The sequence below is a fragment of the Sphingobacterium sp. genome (assembly GCF_032065005.1).
In the GTDB taxonomy this organism is placed as follows: Bacteria; Bacteroidota; Bacteroidia; order Sphingobacteriales; family Sphingobacteriaceae; genus Sphingobacterium.
This window is the reverse complement of the sequence record NZ_DAMBMM010000008.1, coordinates 82,398-101,959: the sequence shown is the minus strand read 5'-3', so window position 1 is coordinate 101,959 and position 19,562 is coordinate 82,398. Positions and strand designations below refer to the sequence as shown.

The 19,562-nt window shown below is 43.4% G+C and carries 16 protein-coding genes; 1 reads left to right on the top strand and 15 read right to left on the bottom strand.

Translation table 11 applies throughout. The features are described from left to right. Nucleotides 1-10: 10 nt before the first annotated feature. From RT138_RS13575 to mraZ, 15 genes are all read right to left on the bottom strand, one after another. Nucleotides 11-1,147 carry a sugar phosphate isomerase/epimerase gene (locus RT138_RS13575; RefSeq protein ID WP_313191131.1) on the bottom strand — a complete coding sequence of 379 codons (1,137 nt, stop codon included), beginning with the start codon at nucleotides 1,145-1,147 and terminating at the stop codon, nucleotides 11-13. Between the two features lie 78 nt (nucleotides 1,148-1,225). After that, the gene (locus RT138_RS13570) at nucleotides 1,226-1,411 is read right to left on the bottom strand and encodes a histone H1 (RefSeq protein ID WP_185214346.1); all 186 of its coding nucleotides are present in this window, start codon (nucleotides 1,409-1,411) and stop codon (nucleotides 1,226-1,228) included. Between the two features lie 131 nt (nucleotides 1,412-1,542). Further along, nucleotides 1,543-3,249, bottom strand: a complete 1,707-nt coding sequence (gene ftsZ / locus RT138_RS13565; RefSeq protein WP_313191130.1) for a cell division protein FtsZ — start codon at nucleotides 3,247-3,249, stop codon at nucleotides 1,543-1,545. Between the two features lie 141 nt (nucleotides 3,250-3,390). Continuing rightward, complete coding sequence (gene ftsA, locus RT138_RS13560) at nucleotides 3,391-4,773, bottom strand: cell division protein FtsA (protein WP_185214344.1); 1,383 nt, start codon at nucleotides 4,771-4,773, stop codon at nucleotides 3,391-3,393. A 33-nt stretch (nucleotides 4,774-4,806) separates the two neighbouring features. Then, complete coding sequence (locus RT138_RS13555; RefSeq protein WP_313191129.1) at nucleotides 4,807-5,637, bottom strand: cell division protein FtsQ; 831 nt, start codon at nucleotides 5,635-5,637, stop codon at nucleotides 4,807-4,809. Then, nucleotides 5,627-6,985, bottom strand: a complete 1,359-nt coding sequence (gene murC / locus RT138_RS13550; RefSeq protein ID WP_313191128.1) for a UDP-N-acetylmuramate--L-alanine ligase — start codon at nucleotides 6,983-6,985, stop codon at nucleotides 5,627-5,629. The genes RT138_RS13555 and murC overlap by 11 nt, the downstream gene beginning before the upstream one ends. After that, on the bottom strand, nucleotides 6,982-8,088 hold the full coding sequence (gene murG / locus RT138_RS13545; RefSeq protein ID WP_313191127.1) for an undecaprenyldiphospho-muramoylpentapeptide beta-N-acetylglucosaminyltransferase: 1,107 nt from the start codon (nucleotides 8,086-8,088) through the stop codon (nucleotides 6,982-6,984). The genes murC and murG overlap by 4 nt, the downstream gene beginning before the upstream one ends. A gap of 11 nt (nucleotides 8,089-8,099) precedes the next feature. Then, nucleotides 8,100-9,293: an FtsW/RodA/SpoVE family cell cycle protein gene (locus tag RT138_RS13540; RefSeq protein ID WP_185214340.1), complete on the bottom strand. Its 1,194-nt coding sequence runs from the start codon at nucleotides 9,291-9,293 to the stop codon at nucleotides 8,100-8,102. 11 nt (nucleotides 9,294-9,304) lie between these two features. Then, a complete protein-coding gene (gene murD, locus RT138_RS13535) occupies nucleotides 9,305-10,678 on the bottom strand; it encodes a UDP-N-acetylmuramoyl-L-alanine--D-glutamate ligase (RefSeq protein WP_313191126.1) in 1,374 nt (457 codons plus the stop codon). A 9-nt stretch (nucleotides 10,679-10,687) separates the two neighbouring features. Continuing rightward, entirely contained in the window at nucleotides 10,688-11,932 is a 1,245-nt protein-coding gene (mraY, locus tag RT138_RS13530) for a phospho-N-acetylmuramoyl-pentapeptide-transferase (protein ID WP_185214338.1), read from the bottom strand. A 5-nt stretch (nucleotides 11,933-11,937) separates the two neighbouring features. Continuing rightward, the gene (locus tag RT138_RS13525; RefSeq protein ID WP_313191125.1) at nucleotides 11,938-13,395 is read right to left on the bottom strand and encodes a UDP-N-acetylmuramoyl-L-alanyl-D-glutamate--2,6-diaminopimelate ligase; all 1,458 of its coding nucleotides are present in this window, start codon (nucleotides 13,393-13,395) and stop codon (nucleotides 11,938-11,940) included. A 1-nt stretch (nucleotide 13,396) separates the two neighbouring features. Next, entirely contained in the window at nucleotides 13,397-15,523 is a 2,127-nt protein-coding gene (locus RT138_RS13520) for a penicillin-binding protein (RefSeq protein ID WP_313191124.1), read from the bottom strand. Between the two features lie 16 nt (nucleotides 15,524-15,539). After that, nucleotides 15,540-15,950, bottom strand: a complete 411-nt coding sequence (locus tag RT138_RS13515) for an FtsL-like putative cell division protein (protein WP_185214335.1) — start codon at nucleotides 15,948-15,950, stop codon at nucleotides 15,540-15,542. 12 nt (nucleotides 15,951-15,962) lie between these two features. Next, complete coding sequence (rsmH, locus tag RT138_RS13510; protein WP_409529455.1) at nucleotides 15,963-16,880, bottom strand: 16S rRNA (cytosine(1402)-N(4))-methyltransferase RsmH; 918 nt, start codon at nucleotides 16,878-16,880, stop codon at nucleotides 15,963-15,965. Further along, entirely contained in the window at nucleotides 16,867-17,340 is a 474-nt protein-coding gene (mraZ, locus tag RT138_RS13505; RefSeq protein WP_313191123.1) for a division/cell wall cluster transcriptional repressor MraZ, read from the bottom strand. The genes rsmH and mraZ overlap by 14 nt, the downstream gene beginning before the upstream one ends. 435 nt (nucleotides 17,341-17,775) lie before the next feature. Here mraZ and aspS point away from each other — a divergent pair, with 435 nt between their 5' ends. Continuing rightward, a complete protein-coding gene (aspS, locus tag RT138_RS13500) occupies nucleotides 17,776-19,530 on the top strand; it encodes an aspartate--tRNA ligase (RefSeq protein WP_313191122.1) in 1,755 nt (584 codons plus the stop codon). Nucleotides 19,531-19,562: the final 32 nt, after the last annotated feature.

The window sequence follows — 19,562 nt, the reverse complement described above, 5'->3', positions numbered from 1 at the left end:
TCAATCACCCTTAGGTCAGATCAGCCATGCTCTTTACGGCAATGTCTTCTCGCGAAACTATATTTAAAGGCTTCTGCTCGGTAAATGCATATCCATTGGCATCTAGCTTCCAGAGCAATGGTGAAAGGAAGCTGATACAAGCTTTGGCGCCTTGGTTGATCGCTGCCATATTGTGCGTGTCCTTGGAGTTCTTCGCTTCGTTTTCAATTTCAAAGGGCCCTGAAAAGCCGCGCTCGTGCAGAACCTCCACAAAGCTGTTCCAGTCCATATCATCTGTTCCTCCAAAACCCGGAAGCATCGCAGTATAATGATGACGGTCCCAATCGCTCTGGGGTACACTGACACCCGCTAGTTTAGCAAGTTCAGCATCCACCTGCTGCATGGGATACATACCGCCCCACTCTACCCTAGCCTTGCTGCTCAGCATCCTGCTGGTTTTCACGTGCACCCGCTTCAATCGTTCGATATCCATTTCCTCAATCACCTTCACGGGATCCGTATTCTGCCAGATATCATGGGAAGGATCATAGATCTCTCCATGTGCCTTGCTGGGGATCATCGCGTACATTAGTTTGCGAGCTGCCAATACGCCGGGTAGGTTGTTGAAGGTACTGGTGTAACGAGAGGAACGCCAGCCTTCCATCGGACAGTTTTCGTAGACCAGCGTGACGCCCAGGTCTTCAGCATAGCGGATGATAGGCTCAAAAACCCGCTTATATTCATCCAGGTTCTTTTGGAAGCCATCGATCTGGTTACCCAACTCATGGTTATAACCTACGAATGTCCCCACCATGACGTTGTTTTCATCTCCACCCAGCAAATGAGCTATTCTAATCAGTTTTAAGAGATGGTCCTGGTTTTTCAGCCTTTCCCCCTCATCACCACCGATCATGTTCTCAAAGGCTCCCAAAGACAGCCTTAGCCCTTTGTTATTGAAGGCTTCCAAGGTTCTTTTGGCCTCCTCTGGACCGAAGCCTTCATAATCCAAATGGGTAGCGGTATGGTCAACCCTGGAACCATCCTTACGGAACACACAGAGATCGATTCCCTGCGCACCTAATTGGACAGCAGTATCTAATAGTTCGGATTGTCCAAGCTGGTCGTATGCGGAGCTCATCAACCAAATGGGATTCTGGATCTGTTTCATCTTATATCTAGTTTATTCGAATATACACATAAAAAAAGCCCAATAATGGGCTTAGTTCTTAATAGGGTTTAAAGATCTTTATTTCTTGTTTTTCAGACCTTGGATTCCTAGGCGTAGATCTTGAGCTAATGTCTTGATATCCTGCAGGCCTTTTCTCACTCGTGTACCAGCGGCACTATTCCCTTTTGCAAAAAACTTGTCTGCGTCATTTTCTAATCCGTCAATTAGAGACTTCAACTCCTTGAATTTATCAATACTTGCCATAACTTTTAGATTTATTTATAGTTTTTAATAGTAACTCACTTAAAATTAGCATCTTTTTTCTATAAACAAAATCTAAAAAACAAAAAAGGTGACCTTTTCAAGCCACCCTTTATTTATTAAATAGGATAAGATTAATCTACATTATCGTGTAGAAAGGAGTTGTTCGGTCTGATTTCAGTCTCACCATCATCAAAAGATAGGGTGAAACGGGAAACCTGAGATTCTGAGGAATGAGGAACATCATCCAATGTTTTTTGCTTTCTTTTGTAAGCTGGCTCATTCTCAAGCTCTTGAAGACCATTTGAAGACTTCAACTTCATGCTCAGTTCTTTCAGACGAAGGATACGCTCCTTGGTTTTCAACAACTGATCTTCGAAATTAGTTTCTTCTTTTTTCGCTTCTTCCAACTCGATTTCAGCTTTTGGCTGAACAACTTCGTTCACTGGTTCTGGAGTTGGCTCTTCCTTCTCTTCAGTAGGTTTGTATGTATCAAATACAGTAGGCAACTTGAACTCGAACAGTGATGGCGAAGTCTTTAATTCAAATCCATGTGGATTTGGATCTTCCTCAATTTCTTCTACATCAGAGTTATCATCTAATTCCAATGTATGGCGAACGATTTGAGATTCGTTTTTTTCCACTGCATTTGCTTGTTGGGCAGCTACTGCTGCTTTGTTTGAAAACAAGTCGCTCTGTGGAGCTTGATTCGATGGCGAGTCAATTGGTGTACTAGGCTTCACAAAAGCACTAGCTTCAGTATTGCTTCTATCCACGAACTGATTGGTCGTTACCGGTTTAACGAAAGCTGAAGTCGATACCTCAGGAGTCAAAGGAATGGCAATCTTTTCCATTTCTTTTTCCTTCACACGCTCTTCAGAAGTCTGAAAACCAGTAGCGATTATGGTTACGGAAAGTTCCTCTTCGTAGTTTGCATCGATACAGTTACCCCAGATTAAGTCAGCCGAAAGGCCAGCTTTTTCTTGGATATAGTCTGTAATGATCGCCACCTCATCCATGGTTACTTCACGGGTACCGGAAGTAATGTTCAATAGGATGTAACGAGCACCTTCAATTTCATTGTCTTTTAATAATGGTGATGCCAACGCGCCTGTTACAGCATCTAATGCACGTTGTTCACCTGTTGCCACAGCATTACCCATGATCGCAACACCAGAATCGTTCATTACGGTACGAACGTCCTTGAAATCGACGTTTACATATCCTGGGATGGTGATGATTTCTGCTATACCTTTGGCCGCAGTGGTCAAGATATCATCTGCTTTCGCAAATGCAGCCGTCATCGTCAGGTTTCCGAAGATTTCGCGCAAACGGTCGTTTGAAATAACTAGATAAGAGTCAACGTATTTGCGAAGTTCTCCCAAACCGTCTTCTGCTTGCATACGACGACGTTTACCTTCGAATGTGAATGGAGTTGTAACGATAGCAACGGTCAAGATTCCTAATTCCTTTGCTGCCTTGGCAAGCACCGGACTAGCTCCAGTACCAGTACCACCACCCATTCCTGCAGTAATGAAAAGCATCTTTGTATTGGTACCCAACATGCGTTTGATATCCTCAATACTTTCGATAGCTGAGTTTTCACCAACATCAGGATCAGCGCCAGCACCCATACCTTCTGTAAGACTCGCTCCCAATTGCACCTTGTTTGGAATAGGGCTAAGCTCCAAAGCTTGCGCATCTGTATTGCAAACTATGAAATCAACACCACTAATTCCTTGCTTATACATGTGATTGACTGCGTTTCCGCCGCCCCCACCTACACCAATTACCTTGATAATTGATGAGTTCTCCTTTAACATTTCAAATTGTATCGACATATATTTTATCCTATTTAATTCTTCATCAAGCCTTTACGTTAACACAACGCAAGTCAACAATTCTAATGTAATATTACCAAATTCTTAACAAGAGTTTTCCACATTTGTTAAAATGTGGAAAAAACAAGTCGATGTTGATAATTATTTCTTACCGATGAATGTGTCGTCGTCTATATCCGCCCCATCTTTGATCCAATCGCCTAAAAAACGAGTCAACCACCCTTCTTTTTTGTTTTGACCTTCCGCTATTTCTTTAACGCCTTCTTTCACTTTTCCTTGTGTTGGCGCAGTCTTTTTGATGAATTTCTCTTCATTCCTTTTCTCTTCTTCCTCGATCGACTGAATCCCTTTGATCAATAGACCAATACCGGTTGCATACAATGGGCTCTTCAATTCTTCGAAAGCCTGTTTATTCAACATATCGGTTTTTGCAAGGTATTCATTCGGGTATCCAATGCGACAATCGATTCCTGTGATATATTCAACCAATTGAACCAAGTGCTTCAATTGTGCTCCACCACCGGTGATCACGATCCCTGCAATCAATTTGTCTTCATAACCTGACGATTTGATTTCGTAGAACACGTGCTCGATGATCTCTTCCATTCTCGCTTGAATGATATATGCTAAGTTCTTAACGGAAATTTCTTTAGCTTCTCTTCCTCTGATACCAGGTACACAGATAACCTCGTTCTCTTTGTTCTCATCGGCTAAAGCTGATCCGTAACGTACTTTCAATTGCTCAGCTTGATTGCGCAATACGGCACAACCTTGACGGATATCTTCCGTAACGATATTTCCTCCCAAAGGAATAACAGCCGTATGACGGATGATGCCCTCATGGAAGATAGCAACGTCGGTAGTTCCACCACCGATATCCACCAACACAACACCTGCAGTCTTTTCCTCTTCATCCAACACAGCCTCGGATGATGCAAGAGGTTCAAGAATCAATTCAGAAACTTCAAGGTCCGAGTTGTCCACACATCTCTTGATGTTCTTGATATCGGTAACACGACCAGAGATGATATGGAAGTTTGCCTCCACTCTTCTTCCCGCCATACCGATAGGTTCCTTGATACCAGGTTCGTTGTCGATGGTAAATTCTTGTGGCAAGACATGGATGATCTCTTCTCCCGGAGGCAGTACCAATTTGTACATGTCCGAGATTAAACGCTCGATATCTAGGCGTCCGATTTCATCATCGTCATTCTTTGTTAAAATACCACGGTGTTGGATACTCTTGATGTGCTGTCCGGCAATACCTACATTGACAACTTTGATGTCAACATTGGATTGACCTTCAGCCACAGCAACAGCCTCACGGATACTAGTAACGGTCTTCTGGATGTTGGCAACAACTCCACGATTTACGCCGGCAGATTCCGCTTTCCCTACACCTAATAACTCAACCTTGTTCGATCCACTACGACGACCTACAGTTACGCAGATCTTTGTCGTACCGATGTCCAATCCAACGATAATTGGATTTTCTTTTTCATTTTCTACAATTCTAGGTTTCATATGCTGTGTTTGATGCTGTATGTAATTTGTTTCTTAAATCTTCTTGTTAATTTTCATTTGCAGGCTATCGATAAACCAATCGCCCTTGCGCTCGCAGACAATCTGTCCACTATACTTCACGTTCACCTTGCTGTATGCATCGGATCCTACTCTTGGAAGGATATGCGTATAGAACTTTTTCAAACGGTCCAACTTGTAGCTTAAAGAGTCTGCATTTCCGATGATCAATTGTTGGCTGCCCACTCTAGGAACGATTTCGATGTCCCTCTCATCATTGACATAGAGTTGGACGATCTGATTGCTCCATAGCTCATCTGCTTTTGTTTCCTCAACGATCCTCACCAGGTCTTTCACCAATTGGCTCTGTACAGGCTCCAAAGACTTCTTATAGCCTTCTTTGATATTCCCGTTTGCCACCATGACATGCGGAACATATTTTAAGGTCACCGGAATCTTATTTCCTTTGGAGTCTACATAGAACTCTTGCCCACCTTGATTGATGATCCTGACAACAACCTCGCGCTGCTGAACGGAAACGCGCATTGTACCATCCATATCCATATGAACATCAGCATTGGATACATATGGCGATTTTTTCAATTCCGTTTCGATCTGTTGCAATGGCAATTGGTTCAATTGCTTGCCAACCACTGCTCCAAACTTCTCTTTGATCATCGATGAAATATCATTCTGATCAATGAAAGTTTCTTTTCCTTCTACCATCACTTTTAGTGCGGTGCATTCTTGCACTTGGTCTTTCTTGTTGACCAAGCTCATCAACATGCCGACACCAACGATGGCCACTAATCCTAAGAAAAAATAGCCTACTTGACGCCATTGTATATTTCTTATTCTATTTAGCATGGTTCAATTCTTCTTTAAGAGGTTTCACCAATTTGTCAATATCTCCAGCTCCAACGGTTACCAATAATTCTGGGTCTTCTGTTTTCACGATTTCCAGAACTTCCTCAGGGCTTACCAAACGCTTGTTGTCCAATTCGATCTTGTTCAGCAACCATGTTGAGTCAACACCTGGGATTGGCAATTCCCTTGCTGGATAGATTTCCATCAATAGCAACTCATCTGCCAAGGCCAACACTTCTGCAAAGCCATCCACAAAATCCCTGGTCCTACTGAAAAGGTGCGGTTGAAAAACTACCGTCAATTTCTTTGTTGGGTACAGTTTTTTCATTGAGGTCAAAAATGCCCTCAACTCTTCTGGATGATGTGCATAATCATCGATGTACACATTCTTATCAGACTTCACGATATATTCAAAGCGTCTTTTCACGCCTTGGAAATCAGATAATGCCGCAACGATTTTATCAGCAGAGATATCCAAAAGATGAGCAACCGTAATGGCCGCAACTGCATTTTCAACATTGTGCAATCCTGGAATTCCCAAATGGATATCCTTGATTACTAAATCTGCAGAGTGGTAATCAAAATAGAATTCTCCATTTTCCACCCTTACGTTTTCAGCATAGGCATCACAAACCTGCTCCCTTGCATAGCTGATATCACCTGAAAAAGGCAATCCAACCTTTACGATTTTCTTTCCGCCATCTACGACCCTATCCAAGAACATCTCAAAAGAAGTAATCAACTCCTGAGGATCGCCGTAGATATCCAAGTGATCCGCATCCGCAGAAGTCACGATGGCAATATTCGGATGCAGGGTCAGGAATGAGCGATCATATTCATCGGCCTCAACCACCACTACATCATTTTCTCCAAAGAGAACATTGTTTTGATAATTGGTACTGATTCCGCCAAGGAAGGCTGAGCAATCAAAACCAGAATGTTTCAAAACATGTGCTACCATGGTCGAAGTTGTTGTCTTTCCATGTGTACCTGCAACTGCAATGGTAAATCTACTTGCAGAGATAAAACCAAGGACTTGAGAGCGTTTGAACAGTTCATGTCCATGATCAACAAAAAACGCTTTCAATTTTAGATCCTTTGGAATAGCAGGTGTGAAAATGATCAGGGTTTCATCGCTTGCCGATTTAAAAGAAGCAGGAACCGAATCCACATCATCAGCATAACTGATTGGCATGCCTTCCGCTTCCAAAGTTCTGGTAAGCTCTGTTGAGGTACGGTCATAACCGGCGACCTCACAGCCCAAACGACTAAAATAACGAGCCAATCCGCTCATGCCGATTCCGCCGATACCCAGTAGATAAACTCTTTTTATTTTGTCGATATTCATTTTCTATTTTCTATTATACTCAATACTTCTTGTGCGATAACCTCATCTGCATCAGCCAAAGCCAATTTCAGAATATGTTCACCTAGTTCCTTCTGCTGGCTTTCATCCTGAAACAAAGCCAAGACCGTAGGCACCAGCTCTTCACGAGCCACATTATCTTTCACCATCAGGGCAGCATCCTTTTCAACCAGCGCATTTGCATTCTTGGTCTGATGGTCATCCGCTACATTTGGCGATGGCACCAAGACCACTGGCTTTCCTACCACACATAGTTCTGATATGGTTCCTGCTCCTGCTCTCGCTACGATTACATCAGCTGCTGCATAAGCATAATCCATACGCTCCAAGAATGGCATCAACTTGATGGACTCCGGTAACTGATCTGCCAGTTCAGCATTCAATTTCTCGTAGTAGTAACTACCACATTGCCAGATTACCTGAATCCCAGCTGCCACCAGTTTCTCCAAACCGGCTTTTATGCTATCATTCAAGGTCAATGCGCCAAGGCTTCCACCTGTAACCAACAAGGTTTTCTTGTCCAGGTCCAATCCAAAAGCATGGATAGCTTCTTCTCTTTTACCTTCAATGGCTACTGAAGATTTACGGATCGGATTACCAGTCAACAAAACACGGTCTGCCGGAAAGAACCTTTCCATGCCTTCATAGGCAACACAGATCTTTTTGGCCTTAGCACCCAACTTTTTGTTGGTCACCCCAGCAAAGGAATTCTGCTCTTGGATTACAGTCGGCAATCCCATCATATTTGCCATCATCAATAATGGCCCAGATGCATAACCGCCAACACCAATCGCTGCTTCCGCTTTAAACTCTTTAAGAACTTTCCTCGCCTTCCACAAGCTTTTCAACATCTTGAATGGAAGACTAATATTTTTCAGTAAGGACTGACGGTTGATCCCAACGATATCCAGTCCTACGATTTCATATCCCGCTGCCGGTACTCTTTCCATCTCCATCTTGCCATTGGCTCCTACAAACAGGATCTCAATATCTGGAGACAGGTTTTTTAACGCATTGGCTATCGCTATCGCCGGGAAGATATGTCCTCCGGTTCCACCACCACTTATGATTACTCGATGCGCCATTCAATATTCAATTAAATTGAGCCAACTACCACTTTGCGTGGAGCCTTTACAACTTCTTTTTCTTCTTTAACTTTCAACTCTTCAACATTACGGCTCACACTTAGGATGATCCCTAAGGCTACACTCGTAAACAAGATCGATGTTCCCCCCATACTCACTAACGGAAGTGGAACCCCGGTCACTGGCCCTAGACCAACGGCAACCGCCATGTTTGCCAAAGCCTGAATCGTCAGACTGAAGCCCAAGCCGGCTGCCAGAAATGCCCCGAAGGCCCGCGGACTTAAGGTGACAATCCGGATACATCGATACATCAATGCTATGTACAGGAAGAGCAACACCGCCCCTCCGATCGTGCCATACTCCTCAATGATAATGGCGAAAATAAAATCTGAATATGGGTGAGGCAACACGTTACGCTGAACACTGTTACCGACACCTTTACCAAACATCTCACCCGTAGCGATCGCTATCTTGGCATTGTTTGCCTGGTAGTTTTTATCATCCTGAAAGGACCCTTTCCCTTCGTGTACTTCTTCCGTATTGAAGAAACCTTGAATACGGCTGATATAAGTAGCACGTCTAGGCCCCATAAAGATCACCAGCATCAACAGCACTCCACCGCCCATACACACCACTGCAATCTGTTTGAAACTGATACGACCGATCAACAACAACAATACACTAACCCCAAACAGCATCAAGGCTGTCGAAAGGTTTGCCCAAGCGATCAATACGAACACAAAACAAACCGCTCCCATAATCGGAATAAAGGATTTCTTCACGTCCTTGATCTCCTCTTGTTTGCGGGACAGCATCCTCGCCAAGAAGGTAATCAAAGCCAATTTCGCCAAATCCGAAGTCTGGAAAGTCTGATTGATCACCGGAATGGTCAACCAACGACTGGCATCATTTACCTTGCTACCGAAAACAAGGGTATATAACAACAATGGAATCGTGACTACCATCAATAACTTGGAAATCCCAGCATAGTAGCGGTAATCCAGCTTATGTGATAGATACATCATCACTAAACCAGCAACAACGATGAAAAGGTGCTTGAATAAATAAAGTTCTGTACCCTTTCCTTCCTTGTATGCCAAGGTGCCTACGGAGCTATAAACAGCTAATAGTGACCAAATGGATAGCAAGATCACAATGATCCAGATCCATTTATCGCCTTTTAGTTTAGAAAAAATGTATTCCATTGTCCTCCTAATTATAAAGTCATTACTGCTTCCTTAAATTTGTCACCACGATCTTCGTAGTTCTTGAACCAGTCAAAGCTGGCACATGCTGGCGATAACAATACGGTATCACCTTTCTTAGCCAAATGAGATGCGATCTGAACAGCATCACTCATCGAGGCGCTATTGACGATTACGTCCGTATCATCCTCAAAAGCCTCATGAATGCGGCCCGTATCCTTACCGATACAGATGATCGCTTTCACCTTTGATTTCACAAGGTCTTTCAACATTTCATAGTCGTTGCCTTTATCTACACCACCCATGATCAACACGATATCCGTAGAGAAACTCTCCAGCGCATACCAAACCGAATTGACATTGGTCGCTTTAGAATCATTGATATAATTAACCCCACCGATACAAGCTACATGCTCCAATCTGTGTTCCACGTTCACAAATGAACCCATGCTCTCCTTCATCGTTTGGTTCCTCAATTCCTGAGCCTTAGCAACCAGTCCTGAAGCCATGTTGTTGTAAACATTGTGCTTGCCTTGCAGTGATAATTCTTCGATATTCATGATAAAAGCTTCTCTATGTGGTATTAAAATGTTCAAATTCTTCTCCTCGTCCAGATACGCACCGGTATCTACTGTTCCTTCCTGTGTAAATGGCAGGTGCATTGCTGCTGTTGGATGTTTCTCCAGGGCTGCCATCGTCTCCGGATCATCTTTACAATAGATAAAGTAATCCGTCGGCTTTTGATTTTGTACCATGCGGAACTTCGAGGCCACATAATTCTCCATCTTATAATCATATCGATCCAAATGATCGGGTGTGATATTCAAAATCACGGCAACATCAGCGCGGAAGTGGTACATATCATCCAGCATAAAACTGGAGATCTCCAAAACGTAAGCATCATGTTGCTCTCTAGCTACCTGCAAGGCAAAGCTATTTCCTATATTTCCGGCTAGACCTACATTCAGACCTGCGTTCTTCAATATATGGTAAGTCAACAAAGTTGATGTTGTCTTTCCGTTTGAACCCGTGATGCACAATAATTTGGCATCCGTATATTGAGCTGCAAATTCTATTTCCGAAATGATCGGAAGGCCTAAACCTCTTAATTCCTTTATCAAAGGAGCCTTCTCTGGAATCCCTGGACTCTTCACCACTAGATCGGCGTTGATGACCAATTCCTGTGTGTGTTGCCCCTCTTCAAATGCAATCCCCTCTTTTTCCAAAGTGGCTTTATACGTATCAGCTATCGTTCCCATATCTGACACAAACACATCAAAACCCTTATCCTTACCCAGGATCGCTGCACCAACTCCACTCTCGCCTGCGCCCAAAATTACTAAGCGGCCAGTTTGAGGGTAATATGTATGTGCTATATTCGACATCTTCTTCTACTATCTTACTTTCAATGTAACTATGGTTAGTATGGCCAGCATGATCGACACAATCACAAATCGCGTCACGATCTTGGACTCATGGTAACCCTTCTTCTGATAATGGTGGTGCAAAGGCGACATCAGGAAAATCCTTCTACCTTCGCCATATTTCTTCTTGGTATACTTGAAATAAGAAACCTGAAGGATAACCGATAGATTCTCGATCAAGAAAATACCACACAATACCGGAATCAATAATTCTTTACGGATCAGGATCGCGAAGGCAGCAATGATACCACCAATCGCCAAACTACCCGTATCTCCCATAAATACCTGTGCAGGGTAGGCATTGTACCAAAGGAAACCTGTACAGGCTCCAACAAATGCACCCGCGAAAATTACCAGCTCACCCGAATTCGGGATAAACATAATGTTTAGGTAATCCGCAAAAATGATGTTACCGGATACATAGGCCAATATGGCCAAGGTAATCCCCATAATAGCGGAAGTTCCCGTGGCGAGGCCATCGATCCCATCTGTAATATTCGCTCCATTGGAGACCGCCGTAATGATAAACACGACAACAACCAAGAAAACAAAGAACGTTGCCAAAGGGCTATTGATACCGAATACGTCCAACACTTTGGCGTAATCGAACTCATTGTTTTTGTAAAAAGGAATGTTCGTCTTGGTAGACTTCACATTCTCCGCATAGGTCTTCTCCCCAGTTGATGGATTGATGATCACTTCCACCGGTTTTGAGGAAGTAGGATTTGCTACTTGCTGTCTAGCTACAATCTCCGGATGGAAATACATCGTGATCGCGATCAAAACACCCAATCCCACTTGACCAATCACCTTAAACTTACCAGCCAATCCTTCTTTATTCTTACGGAACACTTTGATGTAGTCATCCAAGAATCCGATTGCACCCATCCAGATCGTTGTAATGATCATCAGGATGATGTAGATATTATCCAGTTTTGCAAAGAGCAATGTTGGGATCAAGATACCGGCAATGATGATCAGACCTCCCATTGTAGGGGTTCCTTGTTTTTTCTTCTCACCTTCCAATCCTAAATCACGGATGGTCTCTCCCACTTGTTTTTGATGCAGTAAACGAATCAATCGGCTACCAAATACAGTTGTGATGATTAACGAAAGGATAACTGCCATGGCCGTACGAAACGAGATATATTGGAATAATCCAGCACCTGGAATATGTACGTGCTCGTTAAGCCAAGTGAATAAATAGTAAAGCATGCAGTCTAATTATGTTCGTTAAAAATCTTTATTAATTCCTCTTTATCGTCAAAGTGATTTTTCACCCCGTTGATATCTTGGTATTTCTCATGTCCTTTTCCAGCGACCAAGATTACATCTCCAGGTTGTGCTAGATGGAAAGCAGCACGGATTGCCTCTCTTCTATCTGTAATCGAGAAAACATTTTTGCGCTTTTCTCCAGGAATACCAACTTCCATCTCTTTGATAATGGAAGCAGGATCTTCCGTTCTCGGATTGTCCGAAGTCAGGACCACTTTATCGCTCAATCTGGATGCTACTTCAGCCATCTCTGGGCGTTTAGTTTTATCACGGTCTCCACCGCAACCCAACACCGTCAGGATCTGTTGACCAGGCTTTCTCAATCCGCCAATGGTTTCCAGTACATTTTCCACCGCATCGGGGGTATGTGCATAGTCCACAATGGCAACCACACCTGTTGTCGACTTCAAGGTTTCAAAACGTCCCTCAGCACCTGTGATCTCGCTCAAAGCCATCAACACCTTCACAGTCTCCTGCTCCAATAAAATGGAAGCACCGAACACTGCCAATAGGTTATAGGCATTGAAATCGCCGACCAGTTTCACCCACACTTCCTGTCCGTCCACCTGCAGCAACATCCCATCAAAATGGCTTTCCAAGATCTTTGCCTTAAAGTCTGCCATTTGGTGCAAGCCATAGGTTTTCTTATGGGCAAATGTATTCTGAAGCATCACCTGACCGTTTTTATCATCGATATTGGTCAATGCAAATGCATATCTGTCTAAATCATCAAAGAACTTTTTCTTCGCCTTGATATAGTTGGCGAAAGTTCCATGGAAGTCCAAGTGATCATGCGTGATATTGGTAAAGATGCCACCCGCAAATTTCAACCCGGCGATACGCTGCTGAACAACAGCATGCGAACTCACTTCCATAAAACAGTAGTCACATCCATCTTCCACCATTTCCTTCAACAGGGAATTCAATGAAATGGGATCTGGAGTGGTATGGGTCGCTTCAACAATGCGCTCACCGATCTGGTTCTGCACCGTAGACAACAGGCCTACATGAAAACCCAATCTGCTGAACAGGTTGAAGAGCAAGGTAGCCACGGTCGTTTTCCCATTGGTACCTGTCACGCCCACTAACTTCAATTTCGAGGATGGATTTCCGTAAAATGTAGAGGCCATTACACCCAATGCATAAGCCGAATCGCCGACTACCACATACACTACATCTTCCTTGATCTCCTCTGGTAATTCTTCTACCAGCACCACGGAAGCACCTAATTCAATCGCCTTATTGACGAAAAGGTGTCCATCGGTCTGATGCCCACGAACTGCCACAAACGCACTGCCCTTAACCGCCTTTCTTGAATCCAAGCATAGCGAGCTAACCTCTGTGTCCAGAGACCCTCGGTAATCAATTACCGGAATGGCATGTAGCAACTCTTTCAACAACATATTAATTCAATTCTATTAGAACATGGGTGCCAGGTTTTAATTTCTGACCAGCAACCAATGATTGATTTATTACTCTTCCTTTTCCCCTTACAGTAGTCTTGAATCCCGCATTCTCCATCGCGTAGATTGCATCTACCAATCCCATTCCTTTCACGTTCGGCACTACACCTTCCTTAAACTCTGCCACTGTAAATGCGCCCGCCGAATGGTTCGCTGAATCCTTATCAGCAGCAACAATGGAATTCCAGTTCACGGCCTGCACGCCCAACATCTCATAGACCTTCGCCGTAGCATCCTTAGAACCTTTCAAAGTATATGGAACTTTATTTCCAGCTACATTTACTTTTCTATTGTTAAATGTCTTGTGCAATGACAGGTCATTTGCAAAAACCATATCAGCCAACTCTCTAAATACAGGACCCGCTACCGAACCACCATAGTATCCATTCCTAGGATTACGAATCACGACGATCATTGAATACTTTGGATTCTCCGCTGGGAAATAACCTGCAAATGACGATTGGTATCTTCTCGCTCCATATCCCCTTGCACCATCAGCCATCTGCGCTGTCCCTGTTTTACCAGCTGATGAATAAAGTGGGCTCTTCAATTTCTTACCGGTCCCTTCAACCATCACCCCTTCCATCATCTTCTGCATCTTACCGATCGCCTCTTTGGAAGCAATCTGCTTATTGATCACCCTAGCTTCAAACTTCTTAACCGTTGAACCTAGGTGTTGAATTTCTTTTACGAACAATGGAGCCAACATCTTACCATCATTGGCAACTGCATTGTACAAGGTCAATGTCTGCAATGGCGTTAATTTCAACTCATATCCATAGGCCATCTGCACCAATGACAACTTGCTCCAAGATCTGCTGTCCGGCATCTTCACCCAAGGATTCGCCTCACCGGGAATCTGCAAACCTAACGGCTTGGCCATTCCCCACTCATGCAATTTGCCAGTGAATTTCTCTGGATTCTTGCCATATGCATTCCCGATCGTCTTGGCAACCCCCACGTTGGAAGACTCTTCAAAAGCCTCCTTAATGGTCACCTTTGATTTTTTCGGTGGGTGAGAATCTCTAATGGTATGGCCAGGAACTTTCCAGGTACCATTACCGATATCGATTACTGTATTGGTATCAACCTTATTATCATCCAATGCAACTAGGTAGGACGCAACCTTGAAAGTAGATCCAGGGTCAGCACCTTGCGCGATGGCATAATTAAATTTCTCTCTGTATACCCCTTCACCATCTCTGGTAAAGTTGGCAATCGCACGGACCTCTCCAGTTTCCACCTCCATCAGGATTACACATCCGTTGTCTGCATTACTGATGATCAACTGTTTTTCCAAGGCACGTTGCGCCATGTCCTGCATGTTCACATCAATGGTGGCAATGATATCCGAACCATCGGTTGGAGCGACCTCCACCTCACGGTTGACTGGAATCCATACCCCACCAGCAATACGCTGCATCAACTGCACCCCGCTCTTACCCTCGATATAATCTCCGTAAGCACCTTCCAAGCCTACACGAACGGTATCGCCCTTGCTGTTTTTATAACCAATGGTACGGGCCGCCAAATTCGTGAATGGCAGGATACGCTTGTTTTCCCTTACTGCTATCAAAGAACTGGAGAATCTTTCCTTCTCTTCCTTAAAGTTTCTCAACAAAGGAAAGGTCTTTAGGACCTTCAACTGTTGGTGTGATACATTACGCTTGATCAAAACGTAACGTTGTTTTTTAGCCCTTGCCTCTTTCAATTGAGTCAGGTACTGTCTGGCCGATTTATCCTTAAAATAGGTCGCTAGCTTACTGGCCAAAGAATCCACCCGAGCATTGAACACATTGTTGTGCTCGGATGGAATGGCCATCGCATCAAACCGTATCTCATATTCCGGAACAGAAGTAGCCAGTAAACTTCCGTCATTGGAATAAATATTTCCTCTTGCCGCTTCGATTACGCGTTCGCGTATCGTCAAGCTATCTGCAATCTCACGCCACTTATCACCGTCCACATATTGCAAATGCAATAATTTCCCAAATACCATTAAAGCACCAAAAACCATCAGGCCAAACGCCAGGTACACCCTAATCAATATGGACTTCCTAATATTCATGTTTTGGTCTTAATCTTTATTTTACTTCCCTTACTATCTCCAACTTAATTGGCGGTTCCGTTCTTTCTTTCAAGCCCAAGGTATCCGCACGTTTTGCAATCTCTGTCTGCGTGGTCAATTTCATCAACTCGGCATTCAACGATTTATAGTCCCAACCTAACTCCTTCACTTCCCTACCCAACTTATCGATCCTTCGTACCGTGTTCTCTGCCAAGTGACGGTTTGAGATATACAGCAAACCTAATAAGGCAAGAAATGCCACGAAAGGCAGATTCTTGGCAACTAGGTAAGTAGAAAGCTTTTTCTGAGAAAAGAAGGTCTTCAGGAAGTCTTGGGTTTCCTCAACCTTTTCTTCCAGTGCATCAGACATCTCCTCTTGCACTTCCTCACTCAGTTCATTTTGCTTTATAGTATTTCTCTTTGCCATATACCTTCGCTACTATATTTTTTCCGCAATCCTCAACTTCGCGCTGCGCGCTCTGTTGTTCTGTTTTACTTCATCTTCCGAAGCAACGATCGCTTTTCTACTGATCACTTTAAATGGCTTGATCTCGTTCCCAAAGAAATCCTTCTCCACTTCGCCCTTAAACTTCCCTTTGGCCATAAAATTCTTTACCAACCTGTCTTCCAATGAATGGTACGACATCACTACCAAACGACCTTCTGGCTTTAAGACCAGTGAGGTCTGCTCCAAAAATTGCTGCAAGGCTTCCAGTTCTTTGTTCACCTCAATGCGCAGGGCCTGAAAAACCTGAGCATGATATTTATGCTCTTTGCCTTTAGGAACCAATTTCTGGATCGCTTGCTTCAACTCGGCCACCGTCTGGATCGGATTGCTCAATCGGCTCGTCACAATGGTTTTGGCCAATGATTTCGCATTCTGGATTTCACCGTACATCCCAAAAATCCTGTGCAATTCCTCTTCAGGATAGGTATTCAGTACTTTACGGGCATCCAAATCAGCTACTTGATCCATTCGCATATCCAGATCCGCATCAAAACGGATGGAAAAGCCACGGTCTGCAGCATCAAACTGATGCGATGAAACACCTAGGTCAGCTAAGATCCCATCCACCTGTTTCACCCCTTCCAGTCGCAAATAATTTTTTAAGAACTTGAAATTTTGATGGATCAATGTAAATCGATCATCAGGAAGTGTGTTTTTAATCGCATCTGGATCTTGATCAAAAGCGATCAATCTGCCATTTGGACCCAAATGCTTTAGGATTTCCTTCGAGTGTCCACCACCCCCAAATGTCACGTCTACATAAATCCCGTTTGGCTTTATCGCTAGTGCATCGATACATTCCTGCAACATCACAGGAACATGATATCCAATTTCATTATTCATTGTCATCTCCTGCAAAGTTAAATCCACCCATTACCTCCTCAGCCAATGCAGAAAAATCCTCGTCAGTACTACTGTCTATCATTTTTTCGTATTCGTCTTTCGCCCAAACCTCAATTTTATCAAACTGACATTGCAAGAAAACCTCACCTTTGATATTGGCATATTCCAGCAATGATTTTGGCAAAAGAACCCTACCTGCAGAATCCAAAGAAAGCTCCGTAGCACCACGCATAAACTGACGGATAAAGTTCCTGGTCTTCTCGTTGTACTGGTTCAATTTCGAAAGCTGGTGCATCTTCTTGCTCCATTCTTCTTTGGTATAGATCACTAAATTCTTCTCAAAACCGCGATTCATAACAAGCCCCTCACGCTCTACATCAGGCAGTTGCCTTTTGAGCGCAGCAGGAACCACCATTCTTCCTTTGGTGTCTAGCTTGCATTCGAATTCTCCGATTAATTGAATCATTTCCTATAATTCTACTCTAATTTTAATGTAAAAGTATACACTTTCTCCCACAATCTCCCACAATGCCCCACAAAAAAGTTTTCCACATAGCCTATCGACTACAAAAAAGCCCTTTATTGCACTTTAAAAGCATAATAACATTGAAATACAATAAATTAAGAATTGTAAAAATCATCTCCTTAACGGCAAAATTTAGCCCCAATTCTCTTGTTTTTAAGGAATTGGAGGCCCTAAAAACAGCAAAAGTGGGGCGAAGTGGAGCAAGTGGAACCAATTGACATGTCCAGTGGGGGAAAGTGGTAGAATTGGCTGTTTTTTGACCTAGATTTCATAGGGCTTTTGCTCAAGCCCTACCCTCCTTCTGGTTATTACTTAAATATTCTTTATTCTCGCATAAATGCGATAATTTTGTGGCTCAATAAAATTGAGATAATCATGCACAGAACACATACTTGTGGCGAATTAAGAATTGAAGACCTAGGAAAAACCGTAACCCTGAGCGGATGGGTACAAAAATCACGCGATTTAGGTGGAATGACTTTTATTGATGTTCGTGATAGATATGGTATTACTCAGCTAACTTTCAATACCGAAGACAATGAATCACTTCGTAGCCAGGCCCGCGAATTGGGTAGAGAGTATGTTATTAAGGTTACAGGTACCGTTATTGAACGTTCCAGCAAAAACCCTAAAATCCCTACCGGAGACATTGAAATCAAAGTCAGCAACCTTGAGGTACTGAACGAATCAAAATTGCCTCCTTTTACTATAGAAGATGAAACAGACGGTGGTGAAGACATCCGTATGAAATACCGTTACCTGGATATCCGTAGAAATCCGGTCAAGAACAGCCTATTGTTCCGTCATAAGGTAACACAAGAGGTAAGAAACTATTTATCTGCCCTAGACTTCTGCGAGATTGAAACACCTTATTTAATAAAGTCTACACCTGAAGGTGCCCGTGACTTTATCGTTCCATCCCGTATGAACCCTGGTCAGTTTTACGCACTTCCTCAATCTCCACAGACCTTCAAACAACTGTTGATGGTGGGTGGAATGGATAAATATTTCCAAATCGTGAAATGTTTCCGTGACGAGGATTTACGTGCCGATAGACAACCTGAGTTTACACAGATCGACTGTGAAATGTCATTCGTAGAACAAGAAGACATCCTGAACGTTTTCGAAGGCATGACACGTCACCTTTTGAAAAACATCCATGGAATCGAATTGAATCAATTCCCAAGAATGACTTTCGACGAAGCCATGCGCACCTATGGTAACGACAAACCAGATATCCGTTTCGGAATGAAGTTTGGCGAACTGAATACGGTAGCCCAAAATAAAGACTTCGCGATCTTCAACAATGCCGAATTGGTTGTTGGTATCGCAGTCCCAGGTGCTGCTGCCTACACGAGAAAACAGATCGATGAATTGGTGGACTGGGTTAAACGCCCTCAAGTAGGTGCTTCTGGAATGGTCTATGTAAAATGTGAAGCTGATGGAACCTATAAATCATCAGTAGATAAATTCTACGACCAGGCAGACCTTGCTAAATGGGCCGAGGCAACCGACGCTCAAGCTGGCGACCTGATCTTAATCCTTTCTGGTCCTGCAAATAAAACGAGAGCGCAATTAAGCGCCCTGCGTATGGAATTAGGAAATCGCATGGGCTTACGTAAGCCGAACGAATTTGCTCCACTATGGGTAGTAGACTTCCCATTATTGGAATGGGATGAAGAAACGGAAAGATTCCACGCTATGCACCACCCATTTACATCTCCGAAAATCGAGGATATGCCTTTATTGGATACTGACCCAGGAAAGGTTCGTGCCAATGCATATGACTTGGTGTTGAACGGAAATGAAATCGGCGGTGGCTCTATCCGTATCCATGATAAGGATATGCAAGCCTTGATGTTCAAGCACCTAGGTTTTACTCCTGAACAGGCTCAAGCGCAGTTTGGCTTCTTAATGAATGCTTTCCAATATGGCGCTCCTCCACATGGTGGTTTGGCTTTCGGTCTTGACCGTCTGACCGCAATCTTGGGAGGTCAGGAAACCATCCGTGACTTTATCGCTTTCCCGAAAAACAATTCCGGGCGCGATGTCATGATCGATGCCCCTGCTGAAATTGCCAAAGAACAATTGGACGAACTAAGCATCAGTTTAATCGAACCGAAAAAATAAAATACACAAAAGCAAAAATAGCGGTCAACGAA

What these genes read in the sequence shown, in the direction of transcription:
- RT138_RS13575 (WP_313191131.1), bottom strand. Translation starts at nt 1,147, where the DNA reads ATGAAACAGATCCAGAATCCCATTTGGTTGATGAGCTCCGCATACGAC.
- RT138_RS13570 (WP_185214346.1), bottom strand. Translation starts at nt 1,411, where the DNA reads ATGGCAAGTATTGATAAATTCAAGGAGTTGAAGTCTCTAATTGACGGA.
- ftsZ (WP_313191130.1), bottom strand. Translation starts at nt 3,249, where the DNA reads ATGTCGATACAATTTGAAATGTTAAAGGAGAACTCATCAATTATCAAG.
- ftsA (WP_185214344.1), bottom strand. Translation starts at nt 4,773, where the DNA reads ATGAAACCTAGAATTGTAGAAAATGAAAAAGAAAATCCAATTATCGTT.
- RT138_RS13555 (WP_313191129.1), bottom strand. Translation starts at nt 5,637, where the DNA reads ATGCTAAATAGAATAAGAAATATACAATGGCGTCAAGTAGGCTATTTT.
- murC (WP_313191128.1), bottom strand. Translation starts at nt 6,985, where the DNA reads ATGAATATCGACAAAATAAAAAGAGTTTATCTACTGGGTATCGGCGGA.
- murG (WP_313191127.1), bottom strand. Translation starts at nt 8,088, where the DNA reads ATGGCGCATCGAGTAATCATAAGTGGTGGTGGAACCGGAGGACATATC.
- RT138_RS13540 (WP_185214340.1), bottom strand. Translation starts at nt 9,293, where the DNA reads ATGGAATACATTTTTTCTAAACTAAAAGGCGATAAATGGATCTGGATC.
- murD (WP_313191126.1), bottom strand. Translation starts at nt 10,678, where the DNA reads ATGTCGAATATAGCACATACATATTACCCTCAAACTGGCCGCTTAGTA.
- mraY (WP_185214338.1), bottom strand. Translation starts at nt 11,932, where the DNA reads ATGCTTTACTATTTATTCACTTGGCTTAACGAGCACGTACATATTCCA.
- RT138_RS13525 (WP_313191125.1), bottom strand. Translation starts at nt 13,395, where the DNA reads ATGTTGTTGAAAGAGTTGCTACATGCCATTCCGGTAATTGATTACCGA.
- RT138_RS13520 (WP_313191124.1), bottom strand. Translation starts at nt 15,523, where the DNA reads ATGAATATTAGGAAGTCCATATTGATTAGGGTGTACCTGGCGTTTGGC.
- RT138_RS13515 (WP_185214335.1), bottom strand. Translation starts at nt 15,950, where the DNA reads ATGGCAAAGAGAAATACTATAAAGCAAAATGAACTGAGTGAGGAAGTG.
- rsmH (WP_409529455.1), bottom strand. Translation starts at nt 16,880, where the DNA reads ATGACAATGAATAATGAAATTGGATATCATGTTCCTGTGATGTTGCAG.
- mraZ (WP_313191123.1), bottom strand. Translation starts at nt 17,340, where the DNA reads ATGATTCAATTAATCGGAGAATTCGAATGCAAGCTAGACACCAAAGGA.
- aspS (WP_313191122.1), top strand. Translation starts at nt 17,776, where the DNA reads ATGCACAGAACACATACTTGTGGCGAATTAAGAATTGAAGACCTAGGA.